Consider the following 25,526-nt stretch of genomic DNA (forward strand, 5'->3'; position numbering starts at 1 on the left):
GTTCAGATGAAATAGGATCGATTTCGATAGAGCGAATACAAGAATAAAAATTAGCATATTTCTAAGTAAAAATAGATGCCACGTGCAGATTGTGGAATCATACGTTTTTTTATTTACTCTGTACTGTGTATCTAATCACCACAGAAAAACAAATGGCCGACTCATTAGAGTCAGCCATCAATTTATCGCTAAGTGACTAAAACTTAACCACCGAAGTCATCGAGTAAGATATTCTCATCTTCTACACCGAGGTCTTTCAGCATACCGATAACGGCTGCGTTCATCATTGGTGGACCACACATATAGTATTCACAATCTTCTGGTGCGTCATGATCTTTCAAGTAGTTTTCATAAATCACGTTGTGAATAAAGCCAGTGTAACCATCCCAATTATCTTCTGCCAATGGATCAGAAAGGGCTACGTGCCACTCAAAGTTCTCATTATCAGCGGCCAGCTTATCGAAATCTTCAATATAGAACATTTCACGCTTAGAACGCGCACCATACCAGTAAGTCATTTTACGCTTAGATTGCAGGCGTAATAGCTGATCAAAGATATGAGAGCGCATTGGAGCCATACCAGCACCACCACCGATGAAGACCATTTCATTATCCGTTTCTTTAGCGAAGAACTCACCAAATGGACCAGAAATAGTACATGTATCCCCTGCTTTCAAAGACCAAATATACGAAGACATAATGCCCGGTGGCACATTCGGATTATTCGGCGGTGGAGTAGCGATACGTACGTTAAGCTTAATCAAGCCTTCCTCTTCTGGGTATGACGCCATAGAGTATGCACGGATCGAATGCTCTTTTACGATAGACTCGTAGCGGAACAAATTAAACTTGTCCCAGTCTCCTCGATATTCATCAGGAACATCGAAATCAGAGTATTTGATGTGATGAGCTTCAGCTTCAATCTGAATGTACCCACCAGCACGGAACGGTACTTCTTCACCCTCAGGGATCCTAAGTACAAGTTCTTTAATAAAGGTCGCTTCATTGTCATTAGAAAGAACTTCACATTCCCACTTCTTAACACCAAAGATCTCTTCAGGTAGTTCGATATCCATGTCAGCTTTAATCGCAACCTGACAAGCCAAACGCTCACCTTCACGCGCTTCGCCTTTGGTGATGTGGTCAAGCTCTGTAGGCAGAATATCGCCGCCACCAGATTTTACCTTCACACGACACTGGCCGCATGAACCACCACCGCCACAAGCGGAAGATACAAATATACCACTACCAGCCATAGCGCTGAGAAGTTTATCACCTGGAGAAGTAATGAAACTTTTTTCAGGATCGCCATTGACAGTAATTGTAACGTCACCTGATGGTACGAGCTTCGATTTAGCCATTAAAATGATTAAAACGAGTGCCAGTACGATCACGGTAAACATCACTACACCAAGAATAATGCTTTGCATTTACTATTCCTTATTTATTGTGTCGTTTACCCGACTTACAGTTGAACACCAGAGAAAGACATAAAGCCTAACGCCATCAATCCAGTAGTGATAAAAGTGATACCCAGTCCACGAAGGCCTGGAGGCACGTCTGAATATTTCATTTTCTCACGAATACCTGCTAATGCCACAATAGCCAACATCCAACCAACACCAGCACCGAAGCCGTACACGACCGATTCTGCAAAGTTGTAATCACGTTGAACCATGAATGACACACCACCAAATATTGCACAGTTCACTGTGATAAGTGGAAGGAAGATACCCAGAGCGTTGTACAAAGGAGGGAAGAAACGGTCTAACACCATCTCTAGAATCTGTACTAACGCTGCAATAACACCGATAAAGGTAATGAAGTTAAGGAAGCTTAAATCCACACCCGAAACCAGCGCGCTATCTTTTAGAACTAGGTTGTACAACAAGTTGTTCGCCGGTACCGCAATGGTAAGAACAACGATAACTGCTACACCTAAACCAAAAGATGTTTTAACTTTCTTAGATACCGCCAAGAAGGTACACATACCTAAGAAGAACGAAAGTGCTAAGTTCTCGATAAAGATCGAACGAACAAGCAAACTAATATAATGTTCCATTACGACCTTACTCCTTCGCTTCTATTTGTTCTGGTTTAATAATTCGGATAATCCAAATCATAAAACCAATCAAGAAGAATGCCGATGGTGCTAGTAGCATCATGCCGTTTGGTTGATACCAACCACCTTCAGAAACCAGAGGAAGAACCTCCATTCCGAACAGTTTTCCTGAACCAAATAGTTCACGGAAGAAACCGACAGTGATAAGTACAAAACCATAACCCAAACCGTTACCAATACCATCTAAAAAAGAAGGAATCGGTTCTGATTTCATTGCATAAGCTTCAGCGCGTCCCATTACAATACAGTTCGTAATGATCAGACCAACGAATACCGAAAGCTGTTTAGATATATCATATAAATACGCTTTCAAAAATTGGTCTACCACGATTACCAATGATGCGATAATCGCCATCTGTACGATGATCCGTACACTGTTTGGAATGTGGTGACGGATAAGAGAAACGAAAAAGTTCGAGAATGCCGTAACAAAAATTACCGCTATTGTCATAACAAATGCTGTTTCAAGTTTGGTGGTTACTGCTAGTGCAGAACACACACCCAAAACCTGAAGGGCAATCGGGTTATTATCTATGACCGGAGCGAAAAGATTTGATTTCATCTCTTTAACATCAATAGACATTAGTTCAGACCTCCATCACGTACTTTAGTTAGGAAAGGACCAAAGCCCATATCACCCAACCAGAAATCAAACGTATTTTGTACGCCATTCGCCGTCAATGTTGCACCTGAAAGACCATCAACACCGTGCTCACTACCAGCTGGAGCGCCACCTTTAACAATCTTTATGGCTGGCTTATGGTTCTCATCAAACAGTTTCTTACCAACAAACTGGCTACGCCAGCGTGGATTTTCAATTTCACCACCAAGCCCAGGCGTTTCACCTTGCTCATAGTAAGTGAGACCAGAAACCGTGTTACCGTCTGTCTCGACAGCAATGAATGCATACATCATTGACCAAAGGCCGTTGCCATGAATCGGTAAAATGACTTTAGACACGTCGTTTCCATCTTTAACAAGATAAACAAGGCCAGTGTTGGCACGACGAATGATCTTCGCCTCATCTTGCTCACCCGTTAATTTCACCGACTGCTTCGAGTTTTTAGCCGCTTGACGTTGGTCGTATGCATACGCATCACCTTCGACAAAGTTACCAGAATCAAAATCAACTAAGCGTGGCTCAATATACTGAGTAAATAGCTCTGTAATTGAACCTTCTTTATTTTCAAGTCCAGCCACCGCTACGATGTTTTTCTGTTTATCAAGAACAGCATTTGCTTGTTGTTTGTCGCGTAAGAATACCGCAGCAGAAGAAACTACTACTGAGCACACCAAACTTATTGCGATGACAACAAACAGCGTTTTCTTAATGCTATCGTTTTTACTTGCCATAGCGTGCTTGCCTCCGCTTAACGTTTTTCTCGATGACAAAATAATCGAAAAGTGGTGCAAACAAGTTAGCAAATAGAATCGCCAGCATCATACCTTCTGGGTACGCTGGGTTGACTACTCGAACAAGCACACACATCAGACCGATAAGAATGCCGTAAGCCCATTTACCTTTGTCGGTAAACGAAGCTGAAACTGGATCTGTCGCCATGAAGAACATACCAAATGCAAAACCACCAAGTACTAGGTGCCAGTGCCAAGGCATTGCAAACATTGCGTTTGTATCAGAGCCAATTACGTTAAATAGGAATGAAGTCGCTATCATGCCGATCATTACACCTGCAATGATACGCCATGAGGCAATACCCATATACACAATCAATGCAGCGCCTAACATTAATGCTAGCGTTGAAACCTCACCGATAGAACCTGGAATATTCCCTAAGAATGCGTTCATCCAAGAGATAGGTTCGCCAGTTACATTGTGTATAAGTGCACCAGAACCACCATGTGCCCATTGGCTTAGCGCCGTCGCACCAGAAAAGCCATCCGCAGCAGTCCAAACCGCATCACCTGAAATTTGAGCAGGATAAGCGAAGAATAGGAAAGCACGACCAGCCAGTGCAGGGTTAAGGAAGTTACGACCCGTACCACCAAATATTTCTTTAGCAACAACAACACCAAAAGTAATACCTAGTGCCGCTTGCCAAAGTGGAAGCGTCGGCGGAACAATCAGAGCAAACAAAATAGAAGTGACAAAGAACCCTTCATTTACTTCATGTTTGCGAACGATACAGAAAAGTACTTCCCAAAAACCACCTACGGCGAAGACTATGCCATAAATAGGTAAGAAGTATGACGCACCAAGAAGCATCTTAGTACCCCACCCCGCATCAGCCCCAAGGCTGCCGGCGATGGCTTCTGTCAACCAGTAGTGCCAGTTTCCAGATATTACTTCTGCAAGTTGAGCACCTTCGTACATATGGTTTAGGGCAACAATAGCTTGATGTCCAGAGTTGTACATTCCCCAGAACATAGCGGGGAATACAGCAAACCACACCATGATCATGATACGTTTCAAATCAACGCTATCACGAACGTGAGAACTACGTTGGGTTACCGTACCTGGAGTATAGAAAAGTGTTGCTGTCGCTTCGTAAAGCGGATACCACTTTTCGTATTTACCGCCCGCTTCAAAATACGGTTCGATATCCTCAATTATCTTTTTAAGCATGGATTACCCTTCCTTCACTATTGTATCTAGGCAATCGCGAAGCATTTCGCCAAACTCATATTTGCCAGGACATACATAGGTGCACAATGCCAAATCTTCTTCATCTAACTCTAGGCAACCTAGACGTTGTGCACTGTCTGTGTCTCCAGCACATAGATCACGAAGCAGCAAAGTTGGTTCCATATCAAGAGGCATCACTTTTTCGTAATTACCAATAGGGACCATTGCACGTTCACCACCATTCAAAGACGTGGTCATATTAAATAACTGTCCAGTGAATAGATGACTTAAGAAAGATCGGGTTACCGAGAATTTATTTTTGCCAGGCATTGCCCAACCAAAAAATTCTTTATCACGGCCTTCACGTAATACTGAGATCTGTGTGTGATAGCGACCAAGGTAGGCATGAGGGCCAGCAGCTTGAACACCAGTCAAAACAGAACCAGAAATAACACGTACTTCTCCAGGCATTAACTCGTTGTCAACAATATCGTCTATACATGCACCCATATGTGTGCGTACAAGACGAGGGTTAGTAACAACAGGGCCACCTAAAGAAACCACACGGTCAGTGTAGATTTCACCGGTTAGGAACAGTTTACCGAAAGCGATAACATCTTGATAATTGATACTCCAAGCCACATTTTCTGCATTTACAGGATACAGATAATGCATATGTGTACCGACTAAGCCAGCTGGGTGAGGCCCATCAAACACATGCTCTTCAACGTTAGACTGCTCACTGCGAGGAAGGCTAGTGCCTTTCTTACAAACAAACACCTTACCATCAGATAAATTTGCTAACAGATCAAGACCTGCAACAAATGCTTCGGACTGCTCTTTGATAATCACTTCAGGATCGGCAGCCAGTGGATTGGAATCCATTGCTGTAACGAAAATTGCCTTGGTGTTTGAATCAACAGCAGGGACCTTGCTGAACGGACGAGTACGCAATGCAGTCCACATTCCAGAGTCAATTAGCTGCTTCTTAACTATTTCACGGTCAAGGGTTGCTAATGATTTGGAATCAAAGCTATCAAATGTAATTTGCTCATCACCTGCAACTTCAATCACAACAGATTGAAGCACACGTTTTGCGCCACGGTTCACTTCGATAACTTTACCACTTGCAGGAGAGGTAAATAGAACACCTAGATTCTTTTTATCTTCAAAAAGAACTTGGCCTTTCTTTACTTCATCTCCAACGCGAGTATACATCGTAGGACGCATACCAACGTACTCTTCGCCTAGCAAGGCGACTTTTTTGATGGATTTACCATCATTAATCACCTGGGCAGGAGCTCCCGAGATCGGAAGGTCTAGACCCTTTTTTATTGTAATCATACGCACTTGCACTATTTTATCGGGAAAAAGATTCTGTTTTGCGTGACATCTACACACGACATGCTTGTGTCATTTCCCGACCGCTCACATGGGTCGAGATTGCAACATTCTATTAATTAACCCTTCACAATACTTACAGAGAGGGTTATTAGGCTCGACAGTTTAGCATTTTTTCGAGACATGACGCCATGGTCTAGGGCACCAATGACTGTGATTTTTTTTCACCTTACGGCCCAGACATCGATCAAATATCAATAAGTTTGAACTTAAGCACGGTTGTTAAAATTTTCAGCAACAGATCATGGAGTCAATGTTTGATTCTGATCCATTTCCTTAACATTTGCCATGAGTAAGCACTCTGCGCTTGATTAAAGCTCTAATTTGTCTGTCTAAATTCTAGGTCGTTTATCTCAATAACGTGCACTGTCTTAGCATTAAATTATTTTTTGTTTCCGCCTAAACAATCTGGCGTTTTTGGAACCAATCCACTTTCTATCAGCCATTCAGATTCTGTATAGGTGTGAATAGATAACGCATGTAAACCATCTTGCAGCTCTTCGGCAAGGAGTTGGTTTATCTTACGATGCCTTGCTATCAGACGCAGCCCATCAAACTCATCACTAACCACAATGACTTTAAAATGACTCTCGGATCCAGCGGGAACATTATGCATATAGCTTTCATTGACGACTTGCAGATGTTTCGGGGAAAAGGCGTTATGCAATTTTTTTTCGATAATTTCTTGACGCATAATCTGGTCTCTCATTTTTATTGGATTAACCGCCCTGCAAGGGCGAATATGATACTTGTCTCCAGGATAGACATTAATACCTAATAGGGGTTATATCATGGCGTTAACATCACAAAAAACGAATAACCTTAAAGGTGAACGCTAACAATAGCAACTTACTCAACCATCTGCGATAATCTTCATCCTTTTCATTCAGTCAGACAGCCTGCAACACTATGAGCGAAGCGAATACTCACCTTTCTATATTGCAAAGAGATCTGTCTCTTTTCCGTTTTCCTAAGCGACCAAACGAGCCATTACAAGCTTGGGATGCGGGGGACGAATACTTAATCAATCATGTTGAAGGGTTAAATTTAACAGATGGTCTCAACGTCCTCATTTTGAATGATAATTTTGGTGCTCTTTCGTGCTGGTTTTCAGAAAAACACAATGTCACCATGATGAGCGACTCTTATATTGCTCATCAAGGTGCTTTACGAAATACTGATGTCAATAAAAACCAACCTATTCAATGCCTTGAAGCTCTAAATGACATCCCAAAAAACATTGACTTAGTTTTATTACAGATACCTAAGAACAACCGCTTGCTCACGTGGCAGTTATACCAACTTAGGACTCAGTTAACGAAAAACTGCCCCGTTATTGCCGTGAATAAAGCGAAAGATATTCATTCCTCAACGCTTAAGTTGTTTGAGAAATATCTTGGTACAACGACAACATCACTTGCAAAGAAAAAACATAGGTTGGTATTCAGTCAACCAAACAGTCAACAAATTCAACTCGTCGAGCCAATTACCGAGTGGCCCGTTGACGATGAATCATTTTCACTTAAGAACTACCCAAACACCTATTCTAGTGAAAGTCTAGATCTCGGTGCTCGACTGATGCTTAAACATCTGCCAAGTGATCCAAAGTTGACGCATATTATTGACCTTGGTTGCGGTAATGGCGTGCTGTCGGTTAAAGCCGCTCAGCTAAACTCACAAGCCAAAATAACCTGCGTGGATGAAAGCTATATGGCTTTAGCATCGGCAAAACTCAATTTAGAGAGCGCAATTAAGCAATCGGACCGGTTTCAATTTATTGCTAATAATTGTCTGGATGGATTTCGTCCAGAAAGTGCCGATTTAGTTGTCTGTAATCCTCCATTCCATCAAAACAACGCAATAACTGATCACATTGCTTGGCAGATGTTCTGCGATGCAAAGCAAGTTCTAGGTAGCAATGGAAAACTAATAGTTATTGGTAACCGCCACCTAGGCTACGATGATAAACTAGTGAGACTGTTTACTCGGTCACAAGTCAAACAAATAGCAAGCAATAATAAATTTGTTATTTTACAAGCGACTAAGTAATTACTTATGATTGTAAAATTCAAATTTTTGCAAAATTTATTGCATAGACATTAAAAGGACATTATTCATGAAAAAACTGTTAATTGCAGCATCCATATTATTATTGGCGGCTTGTTCTTCTTCCCCAAAGGAGCCTCAGGTTAATTTTATTCCGCAAACAACAACAAGCCAAAATAAAACCGTTGATAATCTGATGTTTTCGCTAGATAGCAAAGATGTGCGTTCAGCTCAATATGTTGCGCTTATCGATAGTGGCCGCAATAACATCCAACCTGTTCACGCAAAACAGAACATCAGAATCACATTGGAGTCTGCCCTTCAAGATCAACTTCAATCTCAGGGCTTCAGAACGTCAGTTAACAGTGAAAACAGCGTTACACTTGAAATTCAGCAGCTGTTAGTAAATGTACAACACAGTATTATGTCCAATGAAATGGATGCCAAAATCACGCTGCAAATAACTGCAGAAACACCGGCTGGAAAGTTAGTGAAAATATTTAATGGTTCTGCAAGCAAAACGGGAACTTTTAGCGCCTCTGATTCTCAAATTGAACAGATTGTAAATGATGTCACGAGCTTGGTGTTGGCCGAAATAGCAAATGATGCTGAACTTAATAACTATATGAAGGAGCGCTTTTAATGCGTAATCTGTTTATCTCTCTATTCTGTCTTTTTAGTGCCTCTGTAATGGCGGCTCCAAATGTTAACGTGGAAACGTCTATCGGTAACTTTACCATCGAACTCGACTCGAAAAACGCACCTATTACAACTGAAAACTTCCTCAAGTATGTCGAAGATGGCAGTTACGAAGGCACAGTATTCCACCGTATTATTCGTGGATTTATGGCTCAAGGTGGGGGTTTTGATACCGATATGAACAAAATCACAGCCTATGCCCCAATTAAGAATGAAGCGAATAACGGCCTAAAAAACAAGAAAACAACGATTGCTATGGCTAGAACATCAGCTCCTGATTCTGCTACTCGCCAATTCTTTATCAACTATGCCGACAACGATTTTCTAGATGCTTCAGAGAAAGGTGCTGGTTATGCCGTATTTGGCAAGGTCACGAAAGGTTTTGATACCATTGAGAAAATGGCAACGCAACAAACCGCGTCTATCGGTAGTTATCATGACGTCCCTGTTAAAGCCATCGTCATAACGAAAGTAACGATACAAAAGTAACCTTATCAAAAAAGAGTCGACCATTGTCGACTCTTTTTATGTCCCCTTTTCCATTCTATCCATTAACAAGGAATGTTGGATGACAAATCAAATGACTTGGACTGAAACACTTAAAAGCTACCTCGATAAACGGCTCTTATGGGTGATGATGTTAGGTTGCTCTAGTGGTTTTCCGTGGGTGTTGATTGGTTCCAACATGTCTGGCTGGCTCAAAGATGCTGGCTTGACTCGCGCCGCTATCGGCTATTTTGGCTCTGTGTTTGCTGTCTATGCTATTAACTTCTTGTGGGCACCGATTGTAGACAGGGTCAAACTCCCCGTATTACATTCACTCTTAGGACAGCGAAAAAGCTGGGTCTTTTTCTGTCAGTGCATCATTTTAATCTGCACACTATTTATCGCGGGAGTAAACCCTGCCGATGATTTAATGCTGACCTCTATGCTCGCTCTAGGTATCGCTACGGCTTCCGCTACTCAAGATATTGCAATCGATGCATTTCGTATCGACACGTTCCCTAAATCTGAAGAGAGTAAGCTACCACAGGCCTCAGCAATGGCAGTCATCGGTTGGTGGACGGGATACTCATTACCTGGTTATCTCGCCTTCATCAACGCTGATAGCATTGGATGGAACGGCGTGTATTACGGCATGGCTTTCGTTATCGTCATCCTAATGGTCTTCACTTTGCTCGTTGGAGAACCTAAAACGAAACGTGAAGAGCTTCAGAATATTGCTCTTGAACGACATAACAAAATCGTCAAATCCCGTGTCGCAGCGTGGATCAGTGTAACCGTCGTAGAACCATTCCTAGATTTCTTCAAACGAAACGGAGTGCAAGTAGCATTGACTCTACTCTTGTTTGTTTTTCTCTTTAAAATTGGTGAGGCATTCTTGGGAAGAATGTCGATAACCTTTTATAAAGAGGTTGGCTTTAGTAATGAACAGATTGGACAATACTCCAAACTCATCGGCTGGTGGGTCACCATATTCTTTACACTGGTCGGCAGTATGTTCAATGTTAAATTTGGCATTGTTCGCGGATTAATGATTGGTGGTATCGCCATGGCTTCAAGCAACTTAATGTTTGCTTGGATGGCCAGCGTAGGTGCAAATGAACACCTTTTCTTGGCTACAATTATTGTAGATAACTTTACAACGGCTTTCTCTACTGTTGCGTTTGTCTCCTTCTTAACCATGTTAACCGGACAGGCCTTCTCAGCAACTCAATACGCACTTTTAGCGTCACTGGGTAACTTAGGTAGGACAACACTAGCCTCATTCAGCGGGGAGCTTGCGGACTATCTTAATGATTGGTCACTCTTCTTTATTATTACGGCTCTTATGGTCATTCCTAGCCTGATAATGCTTTACTCATTACGACATTATTTTAATGAATTACTGGAGAAAGCAAGATATCGTAAAGAGTAATCTATTCACTTAGTATTTGAAGGGCAACTGATAATCAGTTGCCCTTTTTTATTGGAATCTGCTTTCTCATACCAATCTGAAAAATCGATAGCTCTGTAATATGAGTGTACTCACAATTGGCATAAATAAAATTCATATAAATTATAAACTCGTTTTTTATTAACAACTTAGAACCTTTTTATTCACAACAAATACGTCTAACATCAAAATTTAGAACTAATTTATTGCCATGGCGATAAAGATATCACGCTCAAATAACATTGATGTTTATATCGAAAATGGATATCAATGACTCATAAAACCAATAAATACAAGGCTTGCGGGAACTAACTAACTTTTACTGTTGATAGAGTGAAGGCAATCGAATAACTGCCAACACCAGAAAAAACGTGAAACAAATCACTAAATTACTGCAACAATACTGCAATAAAAACAACGCGGATAAAAGTTCCTTTATTTAGATCATTTGTTCGATATTGATCACAAATAAAATTGTAGTTTCTACATTACCTCACTTTTAATTGTGAAATATATCGCTATGATTCGCATCACTACGGAAATGAGCGGCCACGGATGCGGCTTATACAACATTAACTAAAGAGAGTTCCCCTATGCGCAAATCACTTATTACTCTTGGTCTATTAGCCGCGACCTCAGCTCCAGTTTTGGCTGCTGATTATTCACAAGGCGACATCCACAAAAATGATTACAAGTGGATGCAATTTAACCTTATGGGTGCAATTGACGAGAAAGGCCCTGGCCCAGAATCAACACATGATTATCTAGAAATGGAATTTGGTGGTCGCTCGGGTATCTTCGATCTGTATGGTTACATCGATATCTTCAACCTAACATCTGACTCTAGCAGCGATAAAGCTGGCAAAGACAAGATGTTTATGAAATTCGTTCCTCGCGCATCTTTAGATGCAATGACGGGCAAAGATTTTTCTTTCGGTCCAGTTCAAGAGCTATACCTAGCTGCTGAGTTAACTTGGGATGGCGGTGCTAACGGCGTAAATAATCACAAAGTTGGTCTTGGTTCAGACATTATGGTTCCTTGGTTCGGAAAAATGGGCCTAAACTTATTCGCTACATATGCAGGTAGCCAAAAAGATTGGAATGGTTTCCAACTATCAACTAACTGGTTCAAACCATTCTATTTCTTTGAAAATGGCTCATTTATTTCGTACCAAGGTTATATCGACTACCAATTTGCGATGGACGATGACGCTGGTAACAAATTTAACACAACTTCAAAGACTGGCGGTGCCATGTTTAATGGTATTTACTGGCACTCAGAAAGATATGCTGTTGGTTATGGCTTGAAGTTATTTTCAGACGTCTACGGATTTGAAGATGGCAAAGCACTACCATGGACTAGCACCGTTGATACTTCAGGTGTAGGCCACTATGTTGCAGTAACTTACAAGTTCTAAGTTAACTTGTAGTAACAATTTGGAAAAAGGCGCACTCAGCGCCTTTTTTATTTGGAATAATTTCATACAATCGCTATCCTTAGATAACACTTCTTTGGGATTAAAACGCTTTGAATATCACTATACTAGGCGCAGGAGCGATAGGTTCACTTTGGGCATGTCATCTAGCCGACGCTGGTCACAACGTTTCAATATGGTCTCATCAGCCAGAAAAATCTGGTGTCTCTATTGCACTGGATGATAAAAATCCAAATCAATTCATTACCAATAGTGTATTACAACTCAAAAGCGCAGACGTCATTCTTGTTACCGTGAAAGCGTGGCAGGTAAAGAGTGCGATCTCTCCCTTACTTAGCCATTTGACACAAGAAACGATTATTGTATTTATGCATAATGGCATGGGCGTGATAGAAGAGTTATCAACAACCATTGATAGACACCCTGTTGTACTTGCAACAACGACGCACGGTGCTTTCAAACCAGACAGACATAACGTTCATCACACGGGGTTAGGAAATACAACCCTTGGTGGTTACAATCATTTAGGACACCAGTGTCAGTTCTTATCCGATGTTTTTGACCACGCCCTACCTCGTTCTTATTGGAGCGATTCAATCAATACCGCTTTATGGAATAAGCTTGCGATTAGCTGCGTAATCAATCCATTGACCGCTACACATCAGTGTCTTAATGGCGATCTATTGCAAGAAAAATTCTCTACCAAGGTGGTGCAATTGATCGGTGAAGTAAGCACGGTGATGAAAGCTGAAAATATAGAAGTATGCTCAGAATCGCTGCTCAATACAGTGCATCAAGTTATCTCAGCTACCGCCAAAAATCACTCCTCGATGCAACAAGATATTCAATACAAAAGAGCAACAGAGATTGGATACATTACTGGTTATCTATGTAAGATTGCACAACGTCATGGGATTAATGTCCCCACCAACCAAGATTTGTATAGTAGAATTAAAACCATCGAACAGTCATGGAGTTAATATGACTTACAAAATTTTAGTTCCTATCGCTCCTGGCACAGAAGAGATGGAAGCCATCACTATTATTGACATAATGAATCGTGCTGGATACCAAGTTACTGTCGCCAGTGCAGATTTTGAAGGTTCACTTTCAATGGAAGCTTCTCGTGGCGTGACGTTAACGGCCGACTGTAAACTCGTCGATATCGCTGATGAGGAATTTGACTTAATTGCGCTTCCCGGAGGCGTAGATGGTAGTGAGATATTTAGAGACAGCACTTTGCTCGTAGAAATGGTCAAGCAGCAAAAGTACGACGGACGATGGATGGCGGCAATCTGTGCTGCACCTGCACTTGTCTTGCAAAACCACCAGATATACCCAGAGGCGATCATGACTTGCCATCCTTCATTTCAAGATCATATTCCGAAGAAAAAATGGCGGGATAAACGCGTAACAATCGACGTTACAGACAAGCTTATAACCAGCCAAGGGCCTGGTTCTGCGTTGGAATTTGCAATGGAAATCATTATTCAGTTATCAGGTAAAGCGCACGCTTGGTCCATCGCTGAGCCTATGGTGACCTTGCCAAATCTTCATTACAATATATTAGGTAAACAATAATGTTTGATGCTTGTCAGGTTCGTGAACAATTTCCCGCATTAGCAAACCAAGATTCACTTATTTACTTAGATAGTGCGGCAACAACACAAAAACCTGCGATTGTCATTGATGCCATTAGGCACTATTACCAAAAGCAAAATGCGAACGTACATAGAGGTAGTCACCGTTTAACGGCAAACGCGACGTCGGAATTTGAAGCGGCGAGAAAAACGGTTCAGACATTCATTCAGGCCAACTCGGAGAAAGAGATAATTTGGACTCGGGGGGCAACGGAAGCAATAAACCTCATTGCTCAAACCTATGCAAGAACCACTCTTAGATCAGGCGATGAGATACTGGTCAGCGAAATGGAACATCACGCCAATATTGTTCCGTGGCAGATCGTCGCACAACAGACCGGAGCAACCGTTGTAAAGGTTCCGATTCAAAAAGATTGTACACTCGACATGGAAGCCTTTAGTCGGCTGCTTTCTTCAAGAACAAAAATAGTCACTGTTGCACATATAAGTAACGTCACCGCTACTCGAAATCCAATCGAAGAAATCATCTCATTGACCCATGACGTCGGCGCTATTGCTGTTATTGATGGTGCTCAGGGCATTGTTCATGAAGATGTGGATGTGGCTCAGTTAGACGCTGATTTTTATCTGTTCTCCGGCCATAAACTTTACGCACCAACCGGCATCGGCGTGCTATACGGAAAACTAGATTTGCTCACCATGATGCCGCCTTGGCATGGTGGTGGAAAGATGGTCGATAGGGTTTCATTCTCGGGCACGACTTACTCAGCATTACCGGGGAAATTTGAGGCTGGAACACCAAACATTGCAGGCGCTATTGCGCTAGCCGCCGCGATACGTTGGTTAGAAGGTTTTTCACGATTCGAGGTAGAACATCATATTCATAAACTTCAAGAAAAGACATACAACGCGTTATGTGACATAGAAGATATTCGCGTGATCGGTTTTCAACCACAAAGCTCGCTCATTAGCTTCATTATGGAAGGCGTTCACCACCAAGACATCGCAATGTTACTCGACCAACAAGGCATAGCCGTTCGTGCAGGTCATCATTGCGCTCATCCACTGATGGACGCGCTCGATATAAAAGGAACGGTGCGTATTTCATTTGGTATCTACAACACGTTAGAGGATGTAGATAAACTAATTAAAGCGGTGAGAAAAGCCGTCGATATGCTTTAAAGAGACAGTGACTGATTAACCTGTTCTTGTATGCTGTCCACGATCGCTTTTAGGCCATTGCCTCTTGAGGGGCTCAAGTGTTGAATTAGCCCCAGATCTTGGAAATACCCTTCAACATCAAATGCCAAAACCTCTTCAGTCGTGCTGCCATCAAATGCAGCCATCACTAAGGTAATTAAACCACGAACGATACGTGCATCAGAATCAGCACAAAAAAACCATTTCTCATCTCGTTGTTCTCCGAGTAACCAAACAAGACTTTCGCATCCCGCAACCGTAATTTTGTCAGATTTCAGCTCATCTGGCATTTTGGGCAAAATCTTACCCCATTGGATAACCTGACGATATTTTTCTTCCCAACCTCTACAACCTTGCATGGTGGCAATAATTTCACATGGTGTTATGTCATTTGTAAATGGAGACAAAGGGAAATTCATACAGTTCTCTATTCAGATTCTTTATAAAAAGAACGCTACTTCATGTGTTTTGCTAACAACTTTTCTACAATCTTTGACACCGCAACAAATCCAAACGTTGCCGTAACCACGGTAGCGGCACCGAACCCGGTCGCGCAGTCCATTCGTTTTGGCCCTTCAGCCGTCGATTTAGTAGAACAAACAGAGCCATCAACTTGAGGGTATTTTAGCTGCTCAGTTGAAAATACGCAGTCAATACCAAATTTTCGCTGTGGATTTTTGCTGTAATTGTAAAATCTACGTAGGTTTTCTTTTATTTTTTTGGCCAATGGATCTTGAATCGTTCTGGCAAGATCCGCTACTTGGATTTGAGTTGGATCGGTTTGTCCACCAGCACCACCGGTCGTAATAACCTTGATCTTATTACTTTTACAATATGCAAGCAGAGCTGTTTTAGGTTTTACACTATCGATAGCATCAAGAACATAATCATAGTCTTTCAATATATGCTGTGACACATTATCAACGGTAATAAAGTCATCGATAAGGTTCACTTTACAGTCAGGGTTAATCAACTCAACACGTTGCCCCATAACTTCTATCTTACTTTGACCAACAGTAGAAGATACCGCATGGATTTGTCGATTAATGTTTGTTACACAAACATCGTCCATATCGATCAGAGTCAATTCACCGACCCCTGTTCTTGCGAGGGCTTCTACCGCCCAAGAACCCACGCCACCAATTCCAACAACACAGACATGTGCTGCCCTCAAAATATCCACTTCTTGGTTTCCGTATAAACGGCGAGTGCCACCAAATCGTTGATCATAACGGTCAGAAGCAGGCGTATTGAGATCGCGCATAATTTGTATTCCAAAGCGAGATTGAAAAAGAAAGAGTGCGTTTTATACGCACTCTTATTAGAAATGTCTAGATCGAAGTTTACTGAAAAAACCTGACTGTTTCACTATTCTTTCGGGAAGCTCAACTCCAAATCACTTGATGATATCCAAGGTGACGATGTAGAGGTTTCTGCCAGCCCTAATTTCCATACCCGACCAAAGTGTTTATATTGACCGGCATCGGTTCCTGCTCTCGATCCCATACCATGGTAAAGGTCGAGGTGATTTTGCTTAACAGCTCCACCCGTATCGAGAACAATAAGTAACCGCAATGCATGCACCCCACTCCAAGTCCCATCGGCATTCAATAAAGGAACCTCAGCTAAAATAGGCGTCCCCATAGGGAATAGCGTTCTATCACCCGCAACCGATGCCATCGGTAATAATGGAATGCCTGCTGACCCTCTTACCGCAGAATCATTACGTGGTGAAAAGAAGACAAATGATGGATTCTGTTCAAGTAATTGTTGAACGGCTTGCTCATCATTACTCAATACCCAATCTTTTATCGCTTTCAAAGACATATCTTCTCGAGCAACATCACCAGATTCAATCAAAAGACGACCAATACTCACATACTCTTTATTATTTTTCCCAGCATAACCGAAGTACTGCAGGCTCCCATCGTCTTCATAATGAACAAAACCACTACCTTGCACCTCCATTATGAATGGATCAATCATATTGGCGGCATACCCCAACTCTAATCCGAGGCCTTCTAGCGCACCGTTATAAATCTGAGTTCGTGTCGGACAATCTTCACTGCAATCAGGTAGGCCATAAACAGGGTATTTATAGGTCTCATCGATTTGATGTCGGAGCTCCATTACGGGAGAAAAATACCCCGTAAACAACACATTTCCTTTTTTATCACCACCACCTAACTGCGCAGTTTGAATCCCAAAATTGGCGAGTTCAGTCGGTTCACCGCTTTGTACTACCCATGTATTCAATTGCTCATAAAGTGCTTGATAGCGTTTCGCCATAGATGGTGAGTTATCGATAACTTGTTCAGCTTGCATCGAAAACTTGGAAAAATCTCTCGGCTTGTTCGAATCAATAGTGGCTACCTGGTTCAGGTCCGCATCAAAAGTATCACCGTTATATTGCTGTGCCAAACTCGTGGACTGACTGCAGCCAACCAACACTGAAAGACAAGTAAGAGGGACAAATATCCTCTTATTTTTTAATAATTTATAGCTTGATAACACTGATAATATCCATATTATAAGAAGACTTAGTCATAGCTAGATTCTTCTTCGTTTGGTTTGTATTTCCCACGCACGTGAAAAACGGACTCGTAATGTAGAGGAGCGATTCTTTGAAGTTCAGTGACATTGTCGTCTAGCACAATATATTCAAATTTCTTGCCTTCAAACTCATAAATAAGCGTTGAACCATCAAAGGTAAAATGCGTATCTACAATACGCTCTTCAATATAAATCGCTTCCTCACGAACTTCGAACCTATCTTGAGCAAAAGAAGGCACATTCTGTTCTTCCCATACTCCATAAATTAGTGTTTTTGAACGCGAATCATCAAGATAACGCGCAACTAAAACACTTGATAACCCAATGATAAAAATCAATAAAAGCGAAACAACGATAATAACGGCTCGTTTCACTCTGATCTGTTTTTTGATCAATTTACTGCTTGCTGAATTTGCCATACTTTTCGTTTCATACTCTATCCGATACCAAATACTAAACTATAAGAGCAGTTAAAGGGAGAACAGATAAATCCAATTTCACTTTAGTCAGAAAAAACATTTGCTCAGTCATGAATTTTAATTCATTATAATCATATAATAATTCAACAGTGTCCCACTATGAAGATTCGCAACACCGCGTTAGTTAAAGGATTTAGACAATCGACTCCTTATGTGAATGCTCACAGAGGCAAAACAATGGTCATTATGCTCGGTGGAGAGGCCGTTGACGCACCCAATTTCACTAATATTATCAGCGATATTGCTCTACTTCATAGCCTTGGAGTGAAGATTGTTCTCGTCCATGGAGCAAGGCCTCAAATAAATAGAATACTTGAGTCGCAAAAAGGGACCACGCCTTACCATAAAGGAGTTCGGGTTACTGATTCTTCCACGCTAAATCTTGTTATGCAGGCCTCGGGACAATTACAACTTACGATCACCGCTAGATTATCAATGAGCCTAAATAATACACCAATGGCCGGCACACAACTCAATGTCGTGAGCGGAAATTTTGTCATCGCCCAACCACTCGGTATCGATAACGGGGTTGATTATAGTCATAGTGGTAAGGTACGTCGTGTCGATACTGAAGCGATCAATCAAGTACTAGACCAAGGGTCGATTGTATTGGTTGGCCCTGTCGCGAGTTCCGTCACAGGGGAGTGTTTTAATTTACTTTCCGAAGAGGTCGCAACTCAGGTCGCGATACGACTCAGAGCGGATAAACTTATCGGTTTTTGTTCTGAGCAAGGTATTGTAGATAATAATGGCGACGTCATTGCAGAGCTCTTTCCAAACCACGCTGAAAATATTCTGCATACATTAGAATCAGATAGCGATCTTACGACCGACAATAGCTCGGGAACACTTCGTTTTCTTAGGGGCTCAATTTCCGCGTGCCGAGCTGGCGTTAGAAGAAGTCACTTAATTAGCTACAACGTGGATGGAGCACTTATTCAGGAGCTTTTCTCGCTCGATGGTATCGGTACACAGGTTGTTATGGCCAGTGCAGAACAGGTGAGAAGAGCGAATATCGACGATATCGGTGGTATTCTTGGGCTAATCAGACCATTAGAAGAACAGGGTATCCTTGTCCGTCGTTCTAGAGAGCAATTGGAGCAGGAGATACATCAGTTTACATTGATTGAAAAAGATGGCTTGGTCATTGGTTGTGCCGCTCTTTACCCATATATAGAGGAGAAAATGGCCGAAATGGCTTGTGTTGCAATACATCCAGACTATAGAGATGGCAATCGCGGTCTCGATCTATTGAACCAGATGAAGCAATACTCGCGTAACGTGGGTATAGAAAAAATATTCGTACTTACTACGCACAGCCTTCATTGGTTTAGAGAGCAAGGCTTTCAAGAAGTAGAAGTATCGGAACTTCCGATGGGTAAGCAGAATCTTTATAACTTCCAAAGAAAATCAAAAATATTAATCTTGGACGTTTATTGAATCTATTTACAAATCAATAGTTTATTAATTAGCTCAAAGTAGAGCATCGATAACCGCTTGCATTTGATTATTTGACTGTTAATATGCGCGGGTCCAGTTGGCTCAAGGATTCAGTTTTCTAGACTAATACAAATATTTGAAAATTGAAGGATCATTCTGATGAGCACTTTTTATGAAAACTATCATTTGTAATTCGGTTCAGAGTTTTTTAGACATGGCCGAAAATAATTTTCTTAACGGATTAAATGTACACTGCGTTTTCCCTGCAAACGATAGTGTTAAGACAATGATTATGCATTGTCAGAGACGACACAGCATCCAACATGTCTCCTTTTCAGAAACTGTTTCTGAGAGAATGTAGACAAGAAACTTTGAACCTCTCTAAAAATAAAGGCTAAGTTCACACTTAGCCTTTATTTTAATTAACCTCAGAGATTTTCAGTCTTTGTTGCAACCCGCTTAACCTCTGTGTTTTTCTCCTTATCCCTTTTAATAACACCGCATTATCCGCAACAATAAATAACCTATTTTTTGCCCGTGTTACACCAGTATAGATAAGCTCTTTCGTTAATATTGGTGAATAGGTTCTGGGTAAGACCATCACGGTCGTAGGGAACTCACTGCCTTGTGATTTATGAATGGTCATCGCATAAGCGGTATCGTGTTCTGGGATCCTGCTCGGTAACACCGCTTTTACACTCCCATCAGGCAGCTCAAAGAAAACCTTTAAGTATCGATGCAGTTCTCCAGATTCATCTTTTTCTGAAACCAACATCGTGATACCTATGTCACCGTTGAACAACCCCAAGGCATGATCATTTCGAGTAATCATCACAGGGCGTCCCACATACCAAAGATCATTACGACTTTGGATAATTCGAGCGTTATTCAGTGCTTTCTCTATGTGTTGATTTAATCCCGACAGGCCAAAATCTCCTTCTCGAATAGCGCAGAGCAGTCGACAATTGGAGAACAGAGAAAGCGCTTCGAGGGCGTGTGATTCTATTAAATCAGACTCAATTCCCGCCGCGTTTTGAACACAATTAAGATAGTCTGTATATTCCGCAACGAGAAAGGCTATCATTTCCTGATAGCTTTCTGTCGTTAACGGGTCATATTTTATGTCTTGATATCCGTGCTGTAATACTGCCCTCACCTTAGGAACATCCGCCGCATTTATCGCTTTGGCCAAAACACCAATCCCCGAACTTTCATCAAACCGATAGCTTTTTCTGAGCATACATAAGCTATCTGATAGACCGACTGATTCTGTTCTTTGTTTATGTGGTGACAGCGCACGCTCCTCGATACCCGTTAATCGCGAAAGTAACTTAGTTTGCACTTCGCTATAACCATCATCGAGAAATGAACAGATATCCCCAAGTACGGCACCAGCCTCTACAGAGGCAAGTTGGTCTTTATCACCCAACAATACGAGCCGTGCATGCTCTGGCAACGCTTCGAGAAGCTTCGCCATCAATGGAAGGTCGACCATCGATGCTTCATCCACGACCAGAAGGTCGAGATGCAATGGATTACTCTTATTGTGTCTGAACTCAGCTCGATTTGGTATCGCGCCTAATAACCGATGAATGGTACTTGCGTTGCTCGGTATCAATAATTTGATTTCACTATTAATTGCTAACGTTTTAACAGCACCACTTATCGATTCAGTTAAACGTGCCGCCGCTTTACCTGTTGGAGCCACCAGTTTTATCTTCGGGATATTGTCTTTTTGAATACCGTGTTCAATCAGAGCCGAAAGCAATTTCACTACTGTGGTCGTTTTTCCTGTTCCCGGGCCCCCAGAAATAACGGAAAGTCGACGGCTTAAAGCAACCGCTACCGCCACTTTTTGCCAGTTAATTTCATCGAACTGCCGTTTGGCTTCCGGGAACAATTCAATGAGTTTTTTAGAGAGGGTATCGCTCTCCTGATCTGAAAATGATATTGGTTCTGCCAACGTATTTAGCTTGGTCGCGATAAACTGTTCATAGTACCAATATCGCTGTAAGTAGAGTCTCTGCCCATCAAATATAAGAGGTTGATTTTGATTATTAATATCATCACCGACACAAGACGCCTCGGTTAAAACCACTTGCCAATCGACCCCGTCGAGATTTGACAATAATGACTCAGAAGCGTGACCATAGAGCCCTAACATCTCTATAAAATTAAGTTCATTAATCATGATACATATATGGCCTTTAGACAGTTCATAGCTAACAATACCGGATATAAAAGCCACTTCATCAGCGTATTGCGTCTCTATCGAATAAATAAACCGTGCAAACTGAACATCCAACTGCCTAATACTATTTTTTGCGCTTAAGGCTTCCAGATTACTTAGCATTTAAAACCTCTACTTGCTTACCATCGATCAAGCTATCAAACCGATCTAGAAATTCAGCGTCTGGTTTGCTATAGAATATACCATTTCCGCAGTCATCAACGCCTCTCAGAAATAGGTAATAAACCCCACCAAAATGTTTGTCATACTGGTAATCAGCAATTCGATTACGTAAAAATCGGTGAAGAGCGAGTGCATAGATTTGATATTGGAAATCATATCGATGATCGATCATCGCTTGTTGTAGTGCTTCCTCTTGATAAGCATCGCTTTCATCCCCAAGATGATTCGACTTCCAATCTAAAATATAGTATTTGCCTTCGTGAACAAACACGAGATCGATAAACCCTTTCAGCATCCCCTGCACATCACTAAACCCTAATTCATCCGCTTTCTGAGATAGTTGATCGTATTGTTTACTTAAGTCATTAAATAACACTGACGAGAGATGTTGAATTGGCAATAAAAATTCCATTTCAACGAGCTTTGTTGAGCAATCTTTATTGCAAAGTTGTAACGCCATGCCGTCTAACCGGGCCGACAATACCGTATCTATCATGCCTTGTAATATAGGTAACCATTTCTCTTCATACTGCGCTACTTGCAACAGTTCAGATACTATCTTACTGGTCTCACCACTCGTTGCTGGTAGTGTAAAATCAATTTCTTCAAAAATGGTGTGTAAGAAAGTCCCAGGTCTGGCGCCTCGCGGAAAGCTAAAAATAGTGGCTTCGGGTTCATCTAACTGCAACTCATCTTTATCTTCAGCTGAATCAATATCAAGACCCGTCGATTGAGTTTCGATCTCAAATTGGGCACTGGTATCAATTTTGCTATGCCCTTGTTTAACAAGCCCAGAGTAACTAGTGACTCGCCAACTTTTGTCAATATCTCCATACATAATACGAGCATTTAGATCATCGTGTTCTTTTAGATCACTATGATCAAAAAGCTCTATCTGGTCTACCAAGCTTGCCTGTGTTTTGTTGTCAGTTATTTCTGGTATGTGGCTTATAGCCATGAGCTCGTGATGCTTTGCTACTTGGCTGTGAGCGGTACTTTCAAACTCAGCTGTGGAACTTTCCTCTCCATTCTGAAGAAGGTAACCAACAGCACTTAAGTGTGCACCGGTTGGATCTTTTCTAGAACGACCTTTCCTCAACGGAGCAATACCAACAAAACAGCCATAAACGGCGCGAGTAATCGCCACATATAAAAGACGTAAATCTTCCGCTAAACGTTCTTTATCTGATAAGGCAACTGACGTGGGCTGCAGGGTAATATCTAGAAAAGTGGTTTCAAGGTCTTGATCGTAATATTGACCGTTTTTCGATTCTCTATAGGCTGACGCAAACGGCAAAAAGACCAGATCATATTCCAACCCCTTCGATTTATGGATAGTCACAATTTGTACTAGATTTCTTTCCGACTCTAACCTTTGAATCTGTTCATCACCCGCTGAACCGCCCTGTTGAATGTCTTGAATTGACTCGGCAAACCAACGAACCAACGCATGATCACTATCTAACGTTAAACTTGCTTGCTGCAATAATTCCGCTAAGTGTAGAAAATCGGTAATCAATCGCTCTCCAAACTCCTGCGCTAATAGATTTTCACCAATCCCTTCTACCGACATTATCGCTCGAAGCATAGGCATGACACCTCGTTGCTGCCAAACGACTCGAAACGCTTTGAACGCGTTAATCTTCGCTTCTAACTCGATCTCATTTTCATTTAAATTATCAAGTGCTCGGCTGCTTTTCATGAGTACATCAGAAGCCAATGCCGCTCGTAAAATCCGCTCATCTTCTGGGTAAAGCACCGCTTGTAGTAAACGTAGTATGGCACTCGCCATCGCACTCTTAAATACGCTATCTCTATTAGAGAGATAGACACTCGCCACCCCTTTTTTCGCTAGCTCTTGTCGAACGAGTTGACCTTCACCTCCCGTTCTTACCAAAACCGCAATATTACCGGCTTGTATCGACTCTCTCTGCCCTTTTGAGTCCACAAAATAGGCCTCATCACTGCTTTGTAATATCTGGCTAATTTTTTCTGCGGTCCCCGCAGCCATGCCGTTTGTGTAGTTGGTCTTTGCAATTGGTTCGTCTGTTTCTTGTAGCCAGTAGGTCAGTGCTTTCTGTTTAACCCCATCCAGCCACCAGCTGCGATTTTCTGAATCCGGGCTAGGGTTAACAGGGTAGAAAGGAATGTCCTTATCATACACAAAGGGAGAACCAGCTTGGGTAAAGACCCCATTCGTCGCATTTATCATATCCGCACTAGATCGCCAATTGATATCCAACGTATAGTGATCCGCCACCTCATTCCTTGCTCGAATATAGGTAAAAATATCTGCGCCCCGAAAGCCATAAATCGCTTGTTTGGGGTCCCCTATCATTAATAGGCCAGATTCTGGATTAGAAAGGTAGATACGGCTGAAAATACTGTACTGCATTGGGTCGGTATCTTGGAATTCATCGATCATCGCGACGGGAAAAAGATGACGTATCCTTGCTACAAGATTTCCTTGTTCATCCGTGTCAATGGCAGCAGAGAGGTTGGTTAAGAGATCATCAAATGAGAGCCAGTGTCTCTCTTGCTTTATCTGTTGCAAGTTGCCTCTACACACCTGAATTGCATGCGCCAAAAGCGGCTCTTTAATACTGGGTTTATTCGCAATAAATCTACTCACGTGAGCAAAAAGAAGGTGCTCTGGAATGACTTTATTTTCCGGTGTTTTTTCTATCAAAAATTCCTGCGTGAATTTCTCTAGCTTATCTGGGCACTGGTACCCTTCTGTTGGGTTTTCTGCCCATTGAGAAATTTCATTAATCCAGGCTGGCAAATTCTTTTTCGTGAATGAGCGCTTACTTACATCGGAGTTACTTATTATTTGAGGAATATCCTCAACACTTTCTTTCCAGAACGTTTTGAGCGAATCTATCATTGCAAGATTTTTAAGGTGAAGCGCTTCCAACGTATCTTCCATTGCGTCCACAGTAAGAGTGACCGGAACGCCGGTTAATTGGGTAGAAATATCTTTAAGAAGTAACTCTGGTTCACGCCAAATGGTTCGCACTTCATTAGCGAGATTCAACGAAAGAGAATAAAAATTTCGACGCCAATAATCGGCGACCACTTGAGCTTTTAGTTTACTTTCATCCGTGATGAATTCATTGTTGAAACGACTGCCAGATTCAAATGCATTTTGCGTTAACATTCGTTGACAAAATCCATGAATAGTGAAGATTGCTGCCTCGTCCATTTGACGCTCGGCATTTAGTAATACCGATATCACCCGTTTAGTATCAGGGAGCTGCTTAAGCAATAACTTTATGACCGGATCGCTGCTCTCACCTCTTAGGAATGCGATTCTTGCGTCATGAATCTTACTTCGTATGCGTTCTCTCAACTCTGCCGTCGCCGCTTCCGTAAAAGTAACAACTAATATTTGGTCCACGGTTAATGGCGAGGCATGACGGCTCTCCTGATCACCATGCCCTAAAAGCAATCGCAGGTACAAACCGGAGATGGTAAAGGTTTTCCCTGTACCTGCAGAGGCTTCAATTAACCTTGCTCCATGTAGTGGAAAGCTCATCGTGTTTAAGGTTTGCGGCATAGTTCGATTTCTCGGTTATCAGTTACAATTAGCGCGATCACAATCACGGTTAAGCGT

General features: G+C 41.8%; 23 protein-coding genes. 10 read left to right on the forward strand and 13 right to left on the reverse strand.

Going from position 1 to position 25,526, the window contains the following annotated elements:
• Nucleotides 1–203: 203 nt before the first annotated feature.
• The 7 genes from nqrF to L3V77_RS13520 form a co-directional block, all read right to left on the reverse strand.
• Nucleotides 204–1,430: an NADH:ubiquinone reductase (Na(+)-transporting) subunit F gene (gene nqrF, locus L3V77_RS13490; protein WP_275134607.1), complete on the reverse strand. Its 1,227-nt coding sequence runs from the start codon at nt 1,428–1,430 to the stop codon at nt 204–206.
• A 35-nt stretch (nt 1,431–1,465) separates the two neighbouring features.
• Nucleotides 1,466–2,062, reverse strand: a complete 597-nt coding sequence (gene nqrE / locus L3V77_RS13495; RefSeq protein WP_195704112.1) for an NADH:ubiquinone reductase (Na(+)-transporting) subunit E — start codon at nt 2,060–2,062, stop codon at nt 1,466–1,468.
• 7 nt (nt 2,063–2,069) lie between these two features.
• Nucleotides 2,070–2,705 (reverse strand): NADH:ubiquinone reductase (Na(+)-transporting) subunit D, encoded by a 636-nt coding sequence (locus tag L3V77_RS13500; protein WP_195704113.1) that lies wholly within the window; start codon nt 2,703–2,705, stop codon nt 2,070–2,072.
• A complete protein-coding gene (locus L3V77_RS13505) occupies nt 2,705–3,475 on the reverse strand; it encodes a Na(+)-translocating NADH-quinone reductase subunit C (protein WP_275134608.1) in 771 nt (256 codons plus the stop codon). Before L3V77_RS13505 ends, L3V77_RS13500 begins: the two co-directional genes overlap by 1 nt.
• On the reverse strand, nt 3,465–4,706 hold the full coding sequence (locus tag L3V77_RS13510; protein WP_275134609.1) for an NADH:ubiquinone reductase (Na(+)-transporting) subunit B: 1,242 nt from the start codon (nt 4,704–4,706) through the stop codon (nt 3,465–3,467). The genes L3V77_RS13505 and L3V77_RS13510 overlap by 11 nt, the downstream gene beginning before the upstream one ends.
• Nucleotides 4,707–4,709: 3 nt before the next feature.
• Complete coding sequence (locus tag L3V77_RS13515) at nt 4,710–6,050, reverse strand: Na(+)-translocating NADH-quinone reductase subunit A (RefSeq protein ID WP_275134610.1); 1,341 nt, start codon at nt 6,048–6,050, stop codon at nt 4,710–4,712.
• A gap of 439 nt (nt 6,051–6,489) precedes the next feature.
• Entirely contained in the window at nt 6,490–6,801 is a 312-nt protein-coding gene (locus L3V77_RS13520; RefSeq protein WP_275134611.1) for a BolA/IbaG family iron-sulfur metabolism protein, read from the reverse strand.
• 215 nt (nt 6,802–7,016) lie between these two features.
• Between L3V77_RS13520 and L3V77_RS13525 the strand changes: the two genes are divergently transcribed.
• The 8 genes from L3V77_RS13525 (at nt 7,017) to csdA (ending at nt 15,007) form a co-directional block, all read left to right on the forward strand.
• Nucleotides 7,017–8,156 carry a methyltransferase gene (locus tag L3V77_RS13525; RefSeq protein ID WP_275134612.1) on the forward strand — a complete coding sequence of 380 codons (1,140 nt, stop codon included), beginning with the start codon at nt 7,017–7,019 and terminating at the stop codon, nt 8,154–8,156.
• Between the two features lie 67 nt (nt 8,157–8,223).
• Nucleotides 8,224–8,796, forward strand: coding sequence for a YajG family lipoprotein (locus L3V77_RS13530; RefSeq protein ID WP_275134613.1), 573 nt, complete (start codon nt 8,224–8,226; stop codon nt 8,794–8,796).
• Nucleotides 8,796–9,341 (forward strand): peptidylprolyl isomerase, encoded by a 546-nt coding sequence (locus L3V77_RS13535; RefSeq protein WP_275134614.1) that lies wholly within the window; start codon nt 8,796–8,798, stop codon nt 9,339–9,341. Before L3V77_RS13530 ends, L3V77_RS13535 begins: the two co-directional genes overlap by 1 nt.
• 79 nt (nt 9,342–9,420) lie before the next feature.
• Nucleotides 9,421–10,770 (forward strand): MFS transporter, encoded by a 1,350-nt coding sequence (locus L3V77_RS13540; protein WP_275134615.1) that lies wholly within the window; start codon nt 9,421–9,423, stop codon nt 10,768–10,770.
• 611 nt (nt 10,771–11,381) lie between these two features.
• Nucleotides 11,382–12,206, forward strand: a complete 825-nt coding sequence (locus L3V77_RS13545) for an outer membrane protein OmpK (protein WP_275134616.1) — start codon at nt 11,382–11,384, stop codon at nt 12,204–12,206.
• Nucleotides 12,207–12,316: 110 nt separating this feature from the next.
• The gene (gene panE, locus L3V77_RS13550; protein WP_275134617.1) at nt 12,317–13,204 is read left to right on the forward strand and encodes a 2-dehydropantoate 2-reductase; all 888 of its coding nucleotides are present in this window, start codon (nt 12,317–12,319) and stop codon (nt 13,202–13,204) included.
• A gap of 1 nt (nt 13,205) precedes the next feature.
• A complete protein-coding gene (locus L3V77_RS13555) occupies nt 13,206–13,805 on the forward strand; it encodes a DJ-1 family glyoxalase III (RefSeq protein ID WP_275134618.1) in 600 nt (199 codons plus the stop codon).
• Nucleotides 13,805–15,007, forward strand: a complete 1,203-nt coding sequence (csdA, locus tag L3V77_RS13560) for a cysteine desulfurase CsdA (protein WP_275134619.1) — start codon at nt 13,805–13,807, stop codon at nt 15,005–15,007. Before L3V77_RS13555 ends, csdA begins: the two co-directional genes overlap by 1 nt.
• On the opposite strand, the gene L3V77_RS13565 is transcribed toward csdA, so the two are convergent.
• The 4 genes from L3V77_RS13565 to L3V77_RS13580 form a co-directional block, all read right to left on the reverse strand.
• A complete protein-coding gene (locus L3V77_RS13565) occupies nt 15,004–15,444 on the reverse strand; it encodes a SufE family protein (RefSeq protein WP_275134620.1) in 441 nt (146 codons plus the stop codon). The genes csdA and L3V77_RS13565 overlap by 4 nt on opposite strands.
• Before the next feature lie 35 nt (nt 15,445–15,479).
• Complete coding sequence (gene tcdA, locus L3V77_RS13570) at nt 15,480–16,289, reverse strand: tRNA cyclic N6-threonylcarbamoyladenosine(37) synthase TcdA (protein WP_275134621.1); 810 nt, start codon at nt 16,287–16,289, stop codon at nt 15,480–15,482.
• 104 nt (nt 16,290–16,393) lie between these two features.
• Nucleotides 16,394–17,539 (reverse strand): murein transglycosylase A, encoded by a 1,146-nt coding sequence (gene mltA / locus L3V77_RS13575; RefSeq protein ID WP_275134622.1) that lies wholly within the window; start codon nt 17,537–17,539, stop codon nt 16,394–16,396.
• 26 nt (nt 17,540–17,565) lie between these two features.
• Nucleotides 17,566–17,997 (reverse strand): DUF2850 domain-containing protein, encoded by a 432-nt coding sequence (locus L3V77_RS13580; RefSeq protein ID WP_275134623.1) that lies wholly within the window; start codon nt 17,995–17,997, stop codon nt 17,566–17,568.
• A gap of 159 nt (nt 17,998–18,156) precedes the next feature.
• Between L3V77_RS13580 and argA the strand changes: the two genes are divergently transcribed.
• Together argA and L3V77_RS13590 are read left to right on the forward strand one after the other, a co-directional pair.
• On the forward strand, nt 18,157–19,497 hold the full coding sequence (gene argA / locus L3V77_RS13585) for an amino-acid N-acetyltransferase (RefSeq protein WP_275134624.1): 1,341 nt from the start codon (nt 18,157–18,159) through the stop codon (nt 19,495–19,497).
• Between the two features lie 172 nt (nt 19,498–19,669).
• Nucleotides 19,670–19,858 carry a hypothetical protein gene (locus tag L3V77_RS13590; RefSeq protein ID WP_275134625.1) on the forward strand — a complete coding sequence of 63 codons (189 nt, stop codon included), beginning with the start codon at nt 19,670–19,672 and terminating at the stop codon, nt 19,856–19,858.
• 57 nt (nt 19,859–19,915) lie between these two features.
• Here L3V77_RS13590 and recD read toward each other — a convergent pair whose 3' ends face one another.
• A complete protein-coding gene (gene recD, locus L3V77_RS13595; protein WP_275134626.1) occupies nt 19,916–21,850 on the reverse strand; it encodes an exodeoxyribonuclease V subunit alpha in 1,935 nt (644 codons plus the stop codon).
• A complete protein-coding gene (recB, locus tag L3V77_RS13600; RefSeq protein WP_275134627.1) occupies nt 21,840–25,469 on the reverse strand; it encodes an exodeoxyribonuclease V subunit beta in 3,630 nt (1,209 codons plus the stop codon). Before recB ends, recD begins: the two co-directional genes overlap by 11 nt.
• Between the last annotated feature and the right edge of the window lie 57 nt (nt 25,470–25,526).

Source organism: Vibrio sp. DW001 (assembly GCF_029016285.1).
GTDB lineage: Bacteria > Pseudomonadota > Gammaproteobacteria > Enterobacterales > Vibrionaceae > Vibrio.

Bases quoted from the DNA above. Each gene is read 5' to 3' on its own strand.
- nqrF (WP_275134607.1), bottom strand. From the start codon at position 1,430: ATGCAAAGCATTATTCTTGGTGTAGTGATGTTTACCGTGATCGTACTG.
- nqrE (WP_195704112.1), bottom strand. From the start codon at position 2,062: ATGGAACATTATATTAGTTTGCTTGTTCGTTCGATCTTTATCGAGAAC.
- L3V77_RS13500 (WP_195704113.1), bottom strand. From the start codon at position 2,705: ATGTCTATTGATGTTAAAGAGATGAAATCAAATCTTTTCGCTCCGGTC.
- L3V77_RS13505 (WP_275134608.1), bottom strand. From the start codon at position 3,475: ATGGCAAGTAAAAACGATAGCATTAAGAAAACGCTGTTTGTTGTCATC.
- L3V77_RS13510 (WP_275134609.1), bottom strand. From the start codon at position 4,706: ATGCTTAAAAAGATAATTGAGGATATCGAACCGTATTTTGAAGCGGGC.
- L3V77_RS13515 (WP_275134610.1), bottom strand. From the start codon at position 6,050: ATGATTACAATAAAAAAGGGTCTAGACCTTCCGATCTCGGGAGCTCCT.
- L3V77_RS13520 (WP_275134611.1), bottom strand. From the start codon at position 6,801: ATGCGTCAAGAAATTATCGAAAAAAAATTGCATAACGCCTTTTCCCCG.
- L3V77_RS13525 (WP_275134612.1), top strand. From the start codon at position 7,017: ATGAGCGAAGCGAATACTCACCTTTCTATATTGCAAAGAGATCTGTCT.
- L3V77_RS13530 (WP_275134613.1), top strand. From the start codon at position 8,224: ATGAAAAAACTGTTAATTGCAGCATCCATATTATTATTGGCGGCTTGT.
- L3V77_RS13535 (WP_275134614.1), top strand. From the start codon at position 8,796: ATGCGTAATCTGTTTATCTCTCTATTCTGTCTTTTTAGTGCCTCTGTA.
- L3V77_RS13540 (WP_275134615.1), top strand. From the start codon at position 9,421: ATGACAAATCAAATGACTTGGACTGAAACACTTAAAAGCTACCTCGAT.
- L3V77_RS13545 (WP_275134616.1), top strand. From the start codon at position 11,382: ATGCGCAAATCACTTATTACTCTTGGTCTATTAGCCGCGACCTCAGCT.
- L3V77_RS13555 (WP_275134618.1), top strand. From the start codon at position 13,206: ATGACTTACAAAATTTTAGTTCCTATCGCTCCTGGCACAGAAGAGATG.
- csdA (WP_275134619.1), top strand. From the start codon at position 13,805: ATGTTTGATGCTTGTCAGGTTCGTGAACAATTTCCCGCATTAGCAAAC.
- L3V77_RS13565 (WP_275134620.1), bottom strand. From the start codon at position 15,444: ATGAATTTCCCTTTGTCTCCATTTACAAATGACATAACACCATGTGAA.
- tcdA (WP_275134621.1), bottom strand. From the start codon at position 16,289: ATGCGCGATCTCAATACGCCTGCTTCTGACCGTTATGATCAACGATTT.
- L3V77_RS13580 (WP_275134623.1), bottom strand. From the start codon at position 17,997: ATGGCAAATTCAGCAAGCAGTAAATTGATCAAAAAACAGATCAGAGTG.
- argA (WP_275134624.1), top strand. From the start codon at position 18,157: ATGAAGATTCGCAACACCGCGTTAGTTAAAGGATTTAGACAATCGACT.
- L3V77_RS13590 (WP_275134625.1), top strand. From the start codon at position 19,670: ATGAAAACTATCATTTGTAATTCGGTTCAGAGTTTTTTAGACATGGCC.
- recD (WP_275134626.1), bottom strand. From the start codon at position 21,850: ATGCTAAGTAATCTGGAAGCCTTAAGCGCAAAAAATAGTATTAGGCAG.
- recB (WP_275134627.1), bottom strand. From the start codon at position 25,469: ATGCCGCAAACCTTAAACACGATGAGCTTTCCACTACATGGAGCAAGG.